This window comes from Pseudomonas sp. CFBP13528 (assembly GCF_005233615.1).
Classification (GTDB): domain Bacteria; phylum Pseudomonadota; class Gammaproteobacteria; order Pseudomonadales; family Pseudomonadaceae; genus Aquipseudomonas; species Aquipseudomonas fluorescens_AM.
Genome location: NZ_QGAJ01000001.1, coordinates 545,199 through 558,667 on the forward strand (window position 1 = coordinate 545,199; position 13,469 = coordinate 558,667).

At 60.7% G+C, this 13,469-nt stretch carries 12 protein-coding genes; 5 read left to right on the forward strand and 7 right to left on the reverse strand.

All coding sequences use genetic code 11. The features are described 5' to 3' along the window. The first annotated feature begins 80 nt into the window (after positions 1–80). A complete protein-coding gene (locus tag PspCFBP13528_RS02600; RefSeq protein WP_137199584.1) occupies positions 81–2,027 on the forward strand; it encodes a patatin-like phospholipase family protein in 1,947 nt (648 codons plus the stop codon). Positions 2,028–2,083: 56 nt separating this feature from the next. Next, positions 2,084–2,983, forward strand: a complete 900-nt coding sequence (locus tag PspCFBP13528_RS02605; RefSeq protein WP_065949546.1) for a formate/nitrite transporter family protein — start codon at positions 2,084–2,086, stop codon at positions 2,981–2,983. A gap of 12 nt (positions 2,984–2,995) precedes the next feature. Here the strand turns inward: PspCFBP13528_RS02605 and PspCFBP13528_RS02610 are convergent, their stop codons facing one another. Further along, on the reverse strand, positions 2,996–4,285 hold the full coding sequence (locus PspCFBP13528_RS02610; protein ID WP_269801698.1) for a cation:dicarboxylase symporter family transporter: 1,290 nt from the start codon (positions 4,283–4,285) through the stop codon (positions 2,996–2,998). Positions 4,286–4,323: 38 nt separating this feature from the next. After that, the gene (locus PspCFBP13528_RS02615; RefSeq protein ID WP_065949544.1) at positions 4,324–4,737 is read right to left on the reverse strand and encodes a VOC family protein; all 414 of its coding nucleotides are present in this window, start codon (positions 4,735–4,737) and stop codon (positions 4,324–4,326) included. A gap of 91 nt (positions 4,738–4,828) precedes the next feature. Between PspCFBP13528_RS02615 and PspCFBP13528_RS02620 the strand changes: the two genes are divergently transcribed. Continuing rightward, positions 4,829–5,689 (forward strand): LysR family transcriptional regulator, encoded by an 861-nt coding sequence (locus PspCFBP13528_RS02620; RefSeq protein WP_137199585.1) that lies wholly within the window; start codon positions 4,829–4,831, stop codon positions 5,687–5,689. 24 nt (positions 5,690–5,713) lie between these two features. Here PspCFBP13528_RS02620 and PspCFBP13528_RS02625 read toward each other — a convergent pair whose 3' ends face one another. Then, positions 5,714–6,949: a sodium:proton antiporter gene (locus PspCFBP13528_RS02625; RefSeq protein ID WP_065949542.1), complete on the reverse strand. Its 1,236-nt coding sequence runs from the start codon at positions 6,947–6,949 to the stop codon at positions 5,714–5,716. 186 nt (positions 6,950–7,135) lie between these two features. Here PspCFBP13528_RS02625 and PspCFBP13528_RS02630 point away from each other — a divergent pair, with 186 nt between their 5' ends. Beyond that, on the forward strand, positions 7,136–7,522 hold the full coding sequence (locus PspCFBP13528_RS02630) for an MAPEG family protein (protein WP_057723556.1): 387 nt from the start codon (positions 7,136–7,138) through the stop codon (positions 7,520–7,522). Positions 7,523–8,132: 610 nt separating this feature from the next. Here the strand turns inward: PspCFBP13528_RS02630 and PspCFBP13528_RS02640 are convergent. Further along, complete coding sequence (locus PspCFBP13528_RS02640) at positions 8,133–9,326, reverse strand: MltA domain-containing protein (protein ID WP_137199586.1); 1,194 nt, start codon at positions 9,324–9,326, stop codon at positions 8,133–8,135. 127 nt (positions 9,327–9,453) lie between these two features. Here PspCFBP13528_RS02640 and PspCFBP13528_RS02645 point away from each other — a divergent pair, with 127 nt between their 5' ends. Beyond that, entirely contained in the window at positions 9,454–9,903 is a 450-nt protein-coding gene (locus PspCFBP13528_RS02645) for a cytochrome c (protein ID WP_137199587.1), read from the forward strand. A 6-nt stretch (positions 9,904–9,909) separates the two neighbouring features. Here PspCFBP13528_RS02645 and PspCFBP13528_RS02650 read toward each other — a convergent pair whose 3' ends face one another. From PspCFBP13528_RS02650 to metK, 3 genes are all read right to left on the reverse strand, one after another. Beyond that, a complete protein-coding gene (locus tag PspCFBP13528_RS02650; RefSeq protein WP_065949459.1) occupies positions 9,910–10,305 on the reverse strand; it encodes a DUF1090 domain-containing protein in 396 nt (131 codons plus the stop codon). 40 nt (positions 10,306–10,345) lie between these two features. After that, the gene (gene ligB, locus PspCFBP13528_RS02655) at positions 10,346–12,007 is read right to left on the reverse strand and encodes an NAD-dependent DNA ligase LigB (RefSeq protein ID WP_137199588.1); all 1,662 of its coding nucleotides are present in this window, start codon (positions 12,005–12,007) and stop codon (positions 10,346–10,348) included. 271 nt (positions 12,008–12,278) lie between these two features. After that, positions 12,279–13,469: a methionine adenosyltransferase gene (gene metK, locus PspCFBP13528_RS02660; RefSeq protein WP_065892428.1), complete on the reverse strand. Its 1,191-nt coding sequence runs from the start codon at positions 13,467–13,469 to the stop codon at positions 12,279–12,281.

A 13,469-nucleotide genomic window follows, 5' to 3' on the forward strand; every position in this document is an offset into this window, starting at 1 on the left:
TTGCTTTACCAAATCATTCCGTACGGATCGTCGCGAGAGGCTTTCATCACTCAGGCTCACACCCAACGGAGAGCCTGTGTATGAAAGTGTTCAGTCCAAGTGCCCAGATTCAGCACTTATTGGATAAAGAGGATCAGTCTGCGGCCAAGTCCAGCGCCAAGACGCCTCTGTTGGAAGGGGTGGGCGAACGCAACGTGACGCTTCTGCGCGATGACCTGGGGCGGGTCGAAGTGATTTTGTCGGCTGCGCCTGTCACAAGCCTGGTGCTCAGCGGCGGAGGGGCCAAGGGCATCGCTTTTTCGGGGGTGGTGCAGGCCCTTGAGCAAGCGGGAAAGCTGCAGGGTATCCAACTGGCTTGCGGCTCATCCGCCGGCGCGATTTCGGCGGCGTTGATCGCCAGTGGTATGGGGGCGGCAGCCTTCGATAAGTTGTCCGATAGCATTGATCTGCCGAGCCTGCTCAATAGCAAGGATGCCGTGACGGCGTGGATGCAGGACGCCAGTGCCACACTTGGCAAACTCATCGGCCGGTTACCCGGCCCCGTCGGTAATGTGTCTCAGCTGTTGGTGACATTGTTGCCGCGCCTGCAAACTGAAGCCTGTCCTCTCGAGGAATTGATTCGAAATGAGTCGCGCCGGTCGCTGCTTGCGCATATCGCGCAAAGCCCTCGGGAAACCCGGCCTGCTGAAGTGATGAAGATTGCCGACAAGTTGAGTGCCGGCGGCGCACCGACGTTTGGTGACCTTGAGGTGTTGAACCGTCATATCCCCGCGATCAAGCAACTGAGCATCACCGGTACCGGTATGTTTGCTGGGCGCCCGCAGTTGGTGGTGTTCAATGCCAGCTTGACGCCGCAGATGGACATCGCTCGGGCGGCGCATATTTCCGGTTCCTTGCCGGTGGTGTTCAAAAGCCCCGTGGAACAAGGTCATGGCTTCCAGGCCGCAGGTGAAATCACCGCGTTCAAGGACGGTGGCTTATTGCTCAATACCCCGGCGCCGGGTGTGGTGCAGAAGGTATTTGCTGACAGTCCCTTGAACAAGCCTGAAGCGTTGATCGTCAAGTTTGAGTCCAGCGTCAGCGAGACACCGGCGCGAAGTGGCAGCTTTCTCAGCAGCGTGGCTGACCGCGTCATCGGCGTCGAACATTCGGCTGCTGAAGCCTTCCAGGAGAAAAAGCTCGAAGCGTTTGCCGATCAAATCGTTACTTTGCCCCTGAAGACTGAAAAAGGTGATTTTCGCGGCCTGCTCGGCGGTACCGTCAACTTCACGATGCAGGATGAGCAAAAACAACATCTGCAGGCCAAGGCGTGTCAAGCGGTAGAGACGCATTTGGAACGCCGCTCTACAGCGCTTGGGCATCATGCGTTTCAATCACTGCATGACGCCGTGTTGGCCATGGATGATCAACTGCTCGCCAGCGTACAGTCGGCGCTGCAAAAAGACCCGGCCGCGGCGGATGTGCTGACGTTCAGAAGCAATGCGCAGCAGGCGTTGCAAGTGCTGGATGAGGCGATCACCGAAGCGAATCAGACCCACGATACGCTACTGTTTACGCCGCAAATTTTATCAGCGCTGCGCAACCTGGATGCCCTTGTACGACGGCCTGAGCAAGTCGACTGGTTGGGAGGGCGTCTCAATGTCGCCGATCAGCGTAACTTTCAGCAGTTGCTGCAAATGGCGGCCAGGCAGATCGCTGGCGGTGCGCCGCCGGTGTCCAAAGTCATCGTCGGCGCTGTCGCTCAGATGGGCGCGCGCGATATCGCGATGAAAGCAGACAACTTCACGCGGGAGGTGATCTACCCTTCATTGTTTCGGCCTGGCCAACCCGGCGCCAATGTCGAACTGCTCCAGCGTACGGCTCAAGACTTGGCGTGGGCTACCACGCCCACCGAGTTCAATCGTGTGCTCGGCACCCTCGGCGACAGTTACAAAGCACGTAATAAACCCTGGGATAAAGCGTCCGGTTCCACCACGGTGGAAATGGCCCGGGCCTGGAGAATTCCGGTTAAGTTGCCTGGGCACTGAACAGCCACGGTGGCCGCGTGTCGTAGCTACACGCCCCCCTTGGACTCCGGATAATCATGGCCACCGACGAAGCAGGCAAAACCCCCAACCTGTCGCAGGAAGAGCAGCAGGACGTAGACAAAAACCAGCCGCCCCGCGCGGCGGTGCTGCATGAAATCATTCGTACTCAAGGCGACCAGGAGCTGGAGCGCAGCGTCGCGGCGTTGTGGTGGTCTGCCCTGGCTGCCGGGTTGACCATGGGTCTGTCGCTGATGGCCATGGGATTGCTCAACTCACGCCTGCCGGACGGCGAAGCGTTCAAGGTCATCGCCAGCTTTGGCTATTGCGCGGGTTTTCTGGCGGTGATCCTCGCGCGCCAGCAGCTGTTTACCGAAAATACCCTCACCGCCGTGTTGCCGGTGATGAGCAAACCGACCCTGGCCAATGCCGGGCGCCTGTTGCGACTGTGGACGGTGGTGCTGGTGGGCAACCTGTGTGGCACCCTGCTGGTGGCCTATGTAATGCTGCACCTGCCGATATTCGACACCAAGACCGACATGGCCTTCCTCGAAATCGGGCGCAAGATCATGGAAAACGACACCGGCCAGATGTTCGCCAAAGGCATCGTCTCTGGCTGGATGATCGCCACCATGGTGTGGATGATCCCGTCGATGGAAAGCGCCAAGATGTGGATCATCATCCTGATCACCTACCTGATGGCGTTGGGCGATTTCACTCACATCGTGGTGGGCTCGGCGGAAGTGTCGTACCTGGTGTTTGCCGGCGAACTGTCGTGGCATGACTTCTGGCTGGTATTCGCCGGCCCGACCCTGGCCGGCAATATCATCGGTGGCAGCTTTATCTTTGCGTTGATCAGCCATGCGCAGATTCGCAGTGAAGGCCAGGCGCCCAGTTCGGGTAAACAGGCGCCCGGTAAACTCCCCAAGGAGCATTCCGATTCGGCACAGGATAAATGATCAATGCGTGTTTCACGCCTGCAAGGGTGGAGTGGCGGGCTTTGCCGGCGCGTCACTGCGCGGCGCTTCGAGCTGGCCCTCCCAGCGCGCGATGACCAGCGGTGCCAGTGCATTGCCCAACACATTGAGCGCCGTGACCGGCATGTCCATCAGCCGGTAGACGCCCGCGATGATCGCCACGCCTTCCACCGGCAACCCCGCTGTCGTCAGGGTTGCCGTCAGGATGATGAACATGAAGCCCGGCACGCCCGCCGCCCCTTTTGACGTCAGTACCATGATCAGCACCAGCATCGCCTGGTCCGCAAGACTGAGGTCGATGCCGTAGGCCTGGGCAATGAACAATGTGCCAAGTGCAGCGAACAGAGATGCGCCATCGAGGTTGAAGGAGTACCCCAGTGGGATGACCATGCTGGTGATCGAGCGGGGGGCGCCGTAACGTTCCATTTTCTCGATCAGCTGCGGCATCACCGTGGCCGACGCGGCGCTGCTGTACGCCAGCAACAATTCGCTGCGGATTTCGCGTATCAAGTGAAAAAGGCCCACTCCGGCGACGCGCGCGACCACTCCTAGAACACAGATTGCAAACAATGCCACGGCGACATAGGTGATGCCGATCAGCTTGGCCAGGGGCAGTAAAGCGCTGAGCCCGAAACTGGCCACTGTCACAGCGATCAAGCCAAAGATGCCAATGGGTGAGTAATGCATGACCAGATGAGTGACTTTGAACATGGTGTCCGAGACTGCCTGCATCACAGCCACCAGAGGGGCTTTCTGCGGGGCCGGCAGCAGTGATAACGCGCAACCGAACAGGATGGCAAAGAACAACACCGATAGCAGCTTGCCTTGCGACATCGCTGACACGATGTTGTCCGGCACGATGTTGGCCAGGGTCCGGCCCAGGTTTTGCGTCTCGCTGGCGCTGGCCAGGCCTGATACCGGAGCTTGCAGGGTACTGCTGAAGTCGGCGCCGACGCCGGGCTGCAATACATTGCCGACGATCAGGCCGAACACGATGGCGATACTGGTAATGGTGAAGAAGTACGTGAAGGTCTTCAGGCCGACGCGACCCAGGGCGCGAGTACTGCCCGCCCCGGCGATGCCGACAACCATGCAGGCGAACACCAGCGGCACCACGATCATCTTCATCAGCCGAATGAACAAGTCCCCGGCGGGTTGCAGCAGGTTGTCGATAAACCAGGTCTTGTGCTCCGGGAACTGATTGAGAAGGACGCCGACGATCACGCCGGCGGCGAGACCTATCATGATGCGGGTTACCAGGCTGGAGGATGTATTTGTACGCATGCTGTATCCCTTTATTTATTGTTTTGGGGGCGGGAATTTCAGGGGTGGAACAGGTTGTTGAAGTCCTTGAATCCCTTGATTTCGATGGGGTTGCCGCTGGGGTCTAGAAAGAACATCGTGCGTTGCTCGCCGGCTTCGCCCACAAACCGGACCACCGGGGGGATTTCGAAGGCAGTGCCCAGCTGGGTCAGGCGTTCGGCCAGCGCCAGCCATTCATCCAGCGGCAACACGACGCCGATATGCGGCATCAACACGCTGTGCTCTCCGACCTGGCCGGTACGGGTCGTGCTGAAGGGCGTGCCCAGGTGCAGAGAGAGCTGATTGCCGAAGAAGTCGAAATCAATCCAGGTGTCGGCGCTGCGGCCCTCATGGCAACCCAACACATCTCGATAAAAAATCCGCGCTTGGTCCAGGTCACGAACATGATATGCAGCGTGAAAGGGTCTGTTCATGGGGGCTTCCCGAGTCAATGAGCATCCAGGGTAATCAGGCCGCACGACGGGGTAAAACAGCTTCGCGTTGCGCTGAGCGAAAGGAAAAATTATGGACGTGCGCTTTCTTAAAAGCCTGATTTCGGTGGTTGAGACCGGTTCGATTGCAGCAGCTGCACGCCGGGAGAATCGCACTGCTGCGGCCATCAGCCAACGCATCCAGGCCCTTGAACGAGCGTTAGGGTGCACGTTGTTACAGCGCACGGCGCACGCGGCGCGCCCCTCGGACCAATGTCTGGCGCTGATGCCTAGAATCCGTTTGATCGTTGAGCAGGTGCAGGCGCTGCAGAGCGATCTGGCGCACGATGCGTTAGCGGGGGACATGAAGATTGGCGCGATATCAACGGCACTGACTGGCGTGCTGCCACGCCTGATTGAGCGGTTGGCGGTGTCGGCCCCCGCGCTGAAGCTGACGATCACTCCCGGCGATTCCAAAAGCCTTTATGAAAAAGTGCTGACCGGCGAGCTGGACGCGGCGATTCTGGTGAGGCCACCTTTTCAGCCGCCAAAATCCTTGACGCTGGTGGTGCTCAAGGTTGAGCCGCTCATTCTTATCACCTCGGCCAGTCTTTGCGCGCAGCCGGTGGAGACGCTGATGCGCGAGCAGCCGTTCATTCGCTATGACGCTCGGGCCTGGGGCGGGCAGATTGCCCAGCGTTATCTTGATGAGCGGGCTTTTGAACCGAAAGTGGTATGCGAGTTGGATGCGCTGGAAACCATTGTGATGCTGGTTGCACAGGGAATGGGGGTTTCGCTGGTGCCTCAATGGGCCGGCATGGCACTGGATGGGTTGCGTGTGCTGCCGGTCGCTGGAGGGCGGTGCTACTCGCGTGACCTTGTGGTGTTGCATGATTCGACGCCGCACCGCCCATCGGCGATGCGGCATTTGCTTGGGCTACTGCTCGGCAGCTAGAAGCGCAGTGGCCTGGACGCCGCCTTAAGCCGGGTCGGCAACCTTGCGCACCACCCGGCCGATGCTCAACCCCTGGAGCAGAATTGACGACAACACCACGATATACGTGATGCTCAGCAGCAGGTCGCGTTCCGGGCCCAGCGGCAATGCCAGGGCCAGCGCTACCGAGACGCCACCGCGCAACCCGCCCCAGGTGAGGATGCGGATAGTGCCGCGCGGGACCGTGCGCCAGCGTCGCAGCAGGAGGATCGCGGGGGCCACGGTCAGCAGGCGTGACAGCAGGATGGCCACTGCCAACAAGCTGGCCGCCAATACGTGCAGCCAGTTGAAGGGTAACAGCAGCAGTTCCATGCCGATCAGTGCGAACAGCAAGGCGTTGAGCATGTCGTCGAGCAATTCCCAGAAGCCGTCCAGATAGCGCCGAGTCATGTCGTTCATCGCCAGCTTGCGCCCCAGGTTGCCGATGATCAGGCCGGCCACCACCATCGCAATCGGTGCCGAGACGTGCAATTCGGTAGCCATCGCCGAGCCGCCAATCACCAGCGCCAGGGTCAGCATGACTTCGATCTGGTGCTGCTCGATGCTTTTGATCATCAGGTACACGAGGTAACCGATCAGCCCGCCGAATACCACGCCGCCAATCGCCTCATGGGCGAACAGCATTGCGGTGGCGCCCAGGGTCGGTGTTTCACCCAACTGTGCGATGCCCAGCAGCACGGTAAACACCACCACCGCTGTGCCGTCGTTGAACAGCGACTCGCCCACGATGGTGGTTTTCAGCGGTTTTGAGGCATTGGCGGTACGCAGCACTCCCAGCACCGCAATCGGGTCGGTGGGCGAGATCAGCGCACCGAACAGCAGGCAATACAGGAAGCTCACGTGCCAGCCGAACAGGGCAAAAATGTAGTACGCCAGGCTGCCGATCACCACGGTGGCGATCAAGACGCCAAAGGTCGCCAACAGGCCGATGGGCCAGCGATAGCTGCGCAGGTCGTTCAAGTTGACGTGCAACGCGCCGGCAAACAGCAGGAACGAGAGCATCCAGTTCATCAGCAAATCGCCGAAGTCGATTTGGCCGATCAGTTGCTGGATGCGCTCTTCCAGGCCGGGGTAGCCGATAAAACTGAGGCCTTGCAGGATCAGCGAAAACAGCAGCGCAGTGACCATCACGCCGATGGTCGGCGGCAGGCCGATAAAACGGAAGTTCACATAGGTGAGCAGGGTGGTGAGGCAGATAAAGGCGGCAACAAGTTCAAGCATCCGGGGTCCTTGGGGCGGGGAAATAGAGGTGCACAGCGTGCGTCGCGATGTCGTTTAGTATAAACAGGTGCGATTACCTGAAAGAACCTTTCGGTCGGCCACGGCTCTTAGCTTGTGGGTGGGGCTGATCGGCACGTGGGTGATGAAGCTCTGACTGCCTTGATAAATCTAAAAAGGGAATGACTGATGACAGTGGCTTTCTGGTGTGTGTTGATTGCGATCTTTCTGCCGTACCTGTGTACGGGTGTGGCCAAGTTCAGTGGAGGCAAGTTCGGGCCGCGCCATAATCACGACCCGCGCGCGTTTCTGGACACGGTCGAAGGCGTTGCCAAGCGTGCCCACAATGCGCAACTCAACAGCTTTGAAGTCACCCCGGCCTTTGCGGCGGCGGTGATCATCGCCCACCTGGCCGGCACGGCCGAGCTGGTGACGATCAATGTGCTGGCAGTGTTGTTCATCACCAGCCGCCTGCTGTACATCATTTGCTACCTGGCGGACTGGGCGATGTTGCGTTCGCTGGTGTGGGTGGTGGGGATGGCGCTGATTGCGAGTTTCTTCTTCGTCTCGATCTGAAGCCTGACGCAGAACCCTGGTGGCAGGGGGCTTGCCCCAATGCCAGTCAGTTAAGCGCAGATCCCCTGTGGCAGGGGGCTTGCCCCAATGCCAGTCAGTTAAGCGCAGATACCTTGTGGGAGGGGGCTTGCCCCCAATGCAGTCAGTTAAGCGCAGATACCCTGTGGGAGGGGGCTTGCCCCCGATGGCGGCCTCTGGGCCGACCAGGATGCTGGATTGGAACGAGTACATATCCGTTTCTGCGTAACGGCTGCTATGGGTTCCGCTTTTACAGCGGGTCACTTTTGGAAAAGAGCCCCAAAAGTAACCAAAAGGGCTCTTGCCCCACCACTCGGCACCTCGCTCAGGCTCGGTGTGCCCGAACGCAGGCTTGAATCCGTGGGCCGCCGCAATGGGCCATCCATGACCCAGTGCGGCTAACCCGGCGTCCTGCCGGGTTACCCACGGATTCAAGCCTGCGTTCGGCCAGCGTGGTTTAACGGGGCGCCTGAGATCAAGATCAAAAGCCAGATCAAGATCAAGGGCGACTCGCTTCGCATCGTGGTTGCCGGCTCGCTGCGCATCGTGGTTACGGTTGGGCGCTGCAGCGTTGTGTAGATAACTATGGCTGTCAGGTGCCAGCGGGTGCATCCGGCACGTGCGGCAGCGGCGTACCCTTGGGCCACAGCATCCAGATCTGTCCCTGTTGCTTCATGTTCCCCGCCAACTCGCCTGCTGCGTCGCCCGTGCCCCAGAACAGGTCTGCCCGCACTTCTCCGGTGATTGCGCCGCCGGTGTCCTGGGCTGCGACGGGCCTTGCGATCGGCGAGCCGTCGGGTTTGGTGGTGGACAACCACAACAAACTCCCCAGCGGAATCACCTTGCGGTCCACCGCCACGCTGTATCCCGCCGTTAATGGCACATTCAGCGAGCCGCGCGGCCCTTCATTGCTGTCGGGGCGGGCGCTGAAGAACACATAGCTGGGGTTGCTCGCCAGCAGCTGCGGGATGCGCTGCGGGTGTGCCTTGGCCCAGGCGCTGATCGCGCCCATGCTCACGTCTTCTTTTTTCAGCTCGCCTTGCTCGATCAGCCAGCGACCGATAGGGCGATAGGGATAACCGTTCTGGTCGCCATAACCCACACGCAGTTGACGCCCATCGGCCAGTTGAATACGCCCGGAGCCCTGAATCTGCAGGAACTGCAGGTCCATCGGGTCGGTCAGCCAGGCTATCGGCTTGGCGCTCGAGCCCTGGTCGTTGATGGTGCCGGCGTCGTCATACGGCTTGAGCACGCGGCCCTCCAGGCGACCGCGCAGGCGTTTGCCCTTGAGTTCCGGGTAGATTGATTCCAGGTTGACGATAATCAGGTCGTCCGGCACGCCATACACCGGCACATGCGCGGTGGCGGTTTCGGTGAGGCTGCCGGGGTAGACCGGCTCGTAGTAGCCGGTGATCAGGCCGTTCGGTGTGTTGTCGGCTGAACGCAGGCCAAATACATCGAGGCGCTCCTTGAGGAACCCGCGAACCGCCACTGCATTTCCCGGTACAGCGGCTGCGGCTGCACAGGTCGCACCCCAGACCGGGTCGGCCTTGAGGCGCTGGCAGGCACTGCGCCAGGATTCGAAGCCTGCCAGCAAATCGCTGTCGGAAACGGACGGCAGCGCCTCCCACGGAGCGCTCACATAAGTGGCGACGGCATGGGGTTTGGCGGCTTCTTCTTTGGCGGGTTCTTTGCCCGCGTCCTTGCCCACGTCGCAGCCGGCCAGCAGCGCGATCATCGGCAGAGCCCACGCCAGGCGGCTCCAGGGTTTCCAATTGACATTCATGCACGTAATTCCTGAAGCGATTGCCCGGGCTTTATCGCGTTGGGCAACCCTTATTATTAATAGGGCTATTGGTCTTTACGGACGAGGCGGGGATACTGACCGCCGTTTTCCGTGACCCTGAGCCTCCATGACTTTTAAACATATGACGGTTGTAGTGCTGGCCTGCCTGGCTTTGTCCGCCTGCGGCGGTGTTGACCCCAACTCGCCCCTGGGCCAGCGCAAGGCGATCTTCAAGCAGATGCTCAAGACCAGTGAAGACCTGGGCGGCATGTTGCGCGGGCGTATCCCTTTCGACGGCGGCCGGTTCGCCGACGGCGCGGTCAAGCTGGACGCGTTGGCCCATGAACCCTGGCAGCACTTCCCAAGCGTACGTGAAGAGGACCACACCAGTGCCAGGGACGAGGTGTGGCAAAAGCAGGCGCAATTCCAGCAACTGGCCCGCGACCTTGAGGCGGCCACCGGTGAATTGGTGATCGCAAGCCAGGTCCAGCCCTATAAGGCCGGCAGCCTTCAACCTGCGGTGCAGAAAGTCGAAGATGCCTGCAGCGCTTGCCATAAGCAGTTCCGGGACCATTGACCGGTTTTACTGGTCGAGTTCTTCCACCGCATCCTGCAACTCCTTGCGCGATTCGGCGAGCTTGTCCTTGCGCTTGTTGATCTTGTCCGCATCGCCTTTTTTCATGGCCTTGTCGAGGTCGGCCTGACGGCGGCTGACTTCGTGCTTGGCATCGAGCACCTTGTTTTCGCGCTCTTTCTTGAGCGATGCGTCAGTGCAGTTGGCGGTGACCTCGCTCAGGGCTTTTTCCAGGCCGGCCTGTTGGGCGCTGTTGCCATGTGCCTTGGCCTGTTCGATCTGGGTACTGATGGCTTGGCGCTTGGCAGCGCAGCCTGTCAGTTGGGGGGCTTCGTCGGCGGCCAACAGCGGCGTGGTCATGAAGCTTGCGGCTGTCAGTAACGCGAGAGGGGCAAGAAATTTCATATAAGGGCTCCAAGGTAGCAATCAGAGGGACGGGCCGGTTTCAAAAACCGTCTATGCCGGCTCCATGTAATATTTCAGCCAATGCCTGTACCTGCGGGTCGCGGAAAAAGGCGCTCAGTTGCGCTGCGCGTCCCGGGCCGATGCCATCAGAGGCCAGCCAGGCTTGGGTGTCTTTGGCGACCAGCGTATGCCAGTCGCCCTCCAGGTTGTTGCGCGCCGCGGGCGGCACCCCCAATGCTTTGAGCCATTGTGCAAAAGGCCGTTTGCGGGCGCTGTGAATACTGTCGAGCACCCGTTCACGGGTGCGTTCGCCGAAGCCATCAATGTTAGCAAGCTCTGCCGCATCCAGGGTTAACCAATCGAGAAAGCCTGCGATTAGACCCGCCTGGATCAATACGTTCCAGGTTTCACGGCCCATATGGGGCAAGGCCAGGCCCTGGTTGCCGCTCAGCCAGGTGAGGCGCGAGAGCAGTTGCTCCTCGCAGCCAGGGTCCAGTTGCCAACAGCTCAAGGCATGGAAGTCGCGAGCATCGGGTACTGGCACTTGCGCTCGGGTCTTGTTGCGCAGGACCACCTCATCGAGCCGGGGAATGACCTGGCCGGCCAGGCTGATGGACACCTGGTCGCCGGGACGGATATCCAGGCTCTGCCAGTTTTTCAGCGAGCCTGCGCTGACCCGCTTGACTTGCCGATCATCCAGCCACACGGGGTCCAGTTCGAGAATCGGTGTGATACGCCCGGTACGCCCGATCCTGAACTGTACCTTGCGCACCAGCGCCAACGCCTTGGTCACCGGGTACTTCCAGGCCACGGCCCAGTAGGGTGCGCTGGCTTTCCAGCGTTTGGCGGGAGCGTGCGCCGCCTGGTGCAACACCACGCCATCGCTGGCGAACGGCAGTGGATAGTTGTACCAATGCATACGCCAACGGGTGGCATCGCTGATGCTGGCGATGGACTGGCTGTACCGCTGGCCGTCGGTAAACCCCCACCGCGCCAGCGTGGCCAGACGCTCGGTGAAGCTGGCCGGCCCCTCGGGCCAGGCCCACACGAACAGCCCGATCCCGCCTGCCTCGGTGTCGCTCAATTGCCGTCGGTTCATCAAGCCAGCCACTTTACTGCGCGCGTTGAGCCCGCCGTGTGCAGACTGTACGTGGCCGTCGAGGCGCCAGTAGAGCTCGCCTTGCAGTACGGCATCGACGGGCTCCGGCAGTTGCTGGACGATACCCGGGATTCTGCGCGCGGACGCTGACCAGTCGTGACCGAGCAGGCCGTCGCCGCGGCTGATGAGTTGGTGCAATTGGCCTTTGCGATACACCAGGGTCACGGCGACTCCGTCGACCTTGGGTTGAATCCATACGTCCTGTCGGGTGCTGAGCCAGTCACCCACCTCGGACGCGTCCAGCAGCTTCTCCAGGCCGGTATGCGCGACCGGGTGGCGGACTGTGCCACGAGCGCTTGCCAGCGGATTGTCAGCCTTGGGTGTGGGTTGCAGTGCACATTTGCGCCAATGGGCCAGGCGACGCCGGGCCTGGTCGTAGAGTTCATCGCTGATGGGGGATTGGCCCTGTCGGTGGTAGACGTCATCCCACTGGTTGACCTGCCTGGCCAACGTGTCGATTTGTGATCGGGCATCATCGGGGCAGTCTTCGGCCCAGGCCCAGCACGGTAGAAAGCTGATCAGAAAAACCATCAACAAGCGCATCGTGAGCATCCTTGCTCGGAAAGGGTGTTCAGCCTAAGTGATCCGCACGGCCACAAAAAAGCCCCGACCGAGCGGGGCTTTTTACCGGGTGTTTCTGCTTGCCTGAACAGGCTGCACAACGCGTCCGGCACGTCGTTGTTGTCAGTCTCGGCGCCCTGCTTTTACTGGCCCGCGTCGACTTCGGCCTCGGTTTCAACGATTTTGTTGCAACCTTTGAAAAACCCAAAGCCCCGCCGGGCGAACCCGGCGGGGCTTTGGCAGCCGCGAGCGATTACAGACCGGCAGCGGTCCGCAGGTCGTTGGCGCGGTCGGTTTTTTCCCAGGTAAAGGTAGTGAAGGTGTCGTCGCCGACAGTCTTCTGCGCAGGGGTACGACCAAAGTGGCCGTAGGCTGCGGTTTCCTTGTACATCGGGTGCAGCAGGTCGAGCATGGTGGTGATCGCGTAAGGGCGCAGGTCGAAAATCTCACGCACCAACTTGACGATCTTGTCATCGCTGATCTTGCCGGTACCGAAGGTATTCAGCGAGATCGAAGTAGGCTGGGCTACGCCAATCGCGTAGGACACCTGGATCTCGCAACGCTCGGCGAGGCCTGCGGCGACGATGTTCTTGGCCACGTAGCGACCGGCGTAAGCGGCGGAACGGTCAACCTTGGAAGGGTCTTTGCCCGAAAACGCACCGCCGCCGTGGCGGGCCATGCCGCCGTAGCTGTCGACGATGATCTTGCGACCGGTCAGGCCGCAGTCGCCCACCGGGCCACCGATGATGAACTGGCCGGTCGGGTTGATATGAAACTGGGTGTCCTTGGTCAGCAGTTCGGCCGGCAGCACGTGCTTGACGATCAGCTCCATCACGCCTTCGCGCAGGTCCTTGTAGGACACGTCCGGGTTGTGCTGGGTGGACAGTACGACGGCGTCGATACCGACCACCTTGCCGCCGTCGTAGCGGCAGGTTACCTGGGATTTGGCATCCGGGCGCAGCCACGGCAGCAGCCCGGATTTGCGCGCTTCGGCCTGGCGCTGGACCAGTTGGTGGGAGAAGGTGATCGGCGCGGGCATCAGCACGTCGGTTTCGTTGCTGGCGTAGCCGAACATCAGGCCCTGATCGCCCGCGCCCTGATCTTCAGGCTTGGCGCGGTCGACGCCCTGGTTGATGTCGGGGGACTGCTTGCCGATGATGTTCATCACGCCGCAGGTCGCGCCGTCGAAGCCGACATCGGAGCTGGTGTAGCCGATGTCGGTGATCACGTCACGCACGATCTGTTCCAGGTCGACCCAGGCCGTGGTGGTGACTTCGCCGGCGATGATCGCCACGCCCGTTTTCACCAGAGTCTCGCACGCCACACGGGCGAACTTGTCTTCAGCAATGATGGCGTCCAGCACCGCGTCAGAAATCTGGTCGGCGATTTTGTCCGGATGCCCTTCAGACACGGACTCGGAGGTGAAAAGGGAGTATTCGCTCAT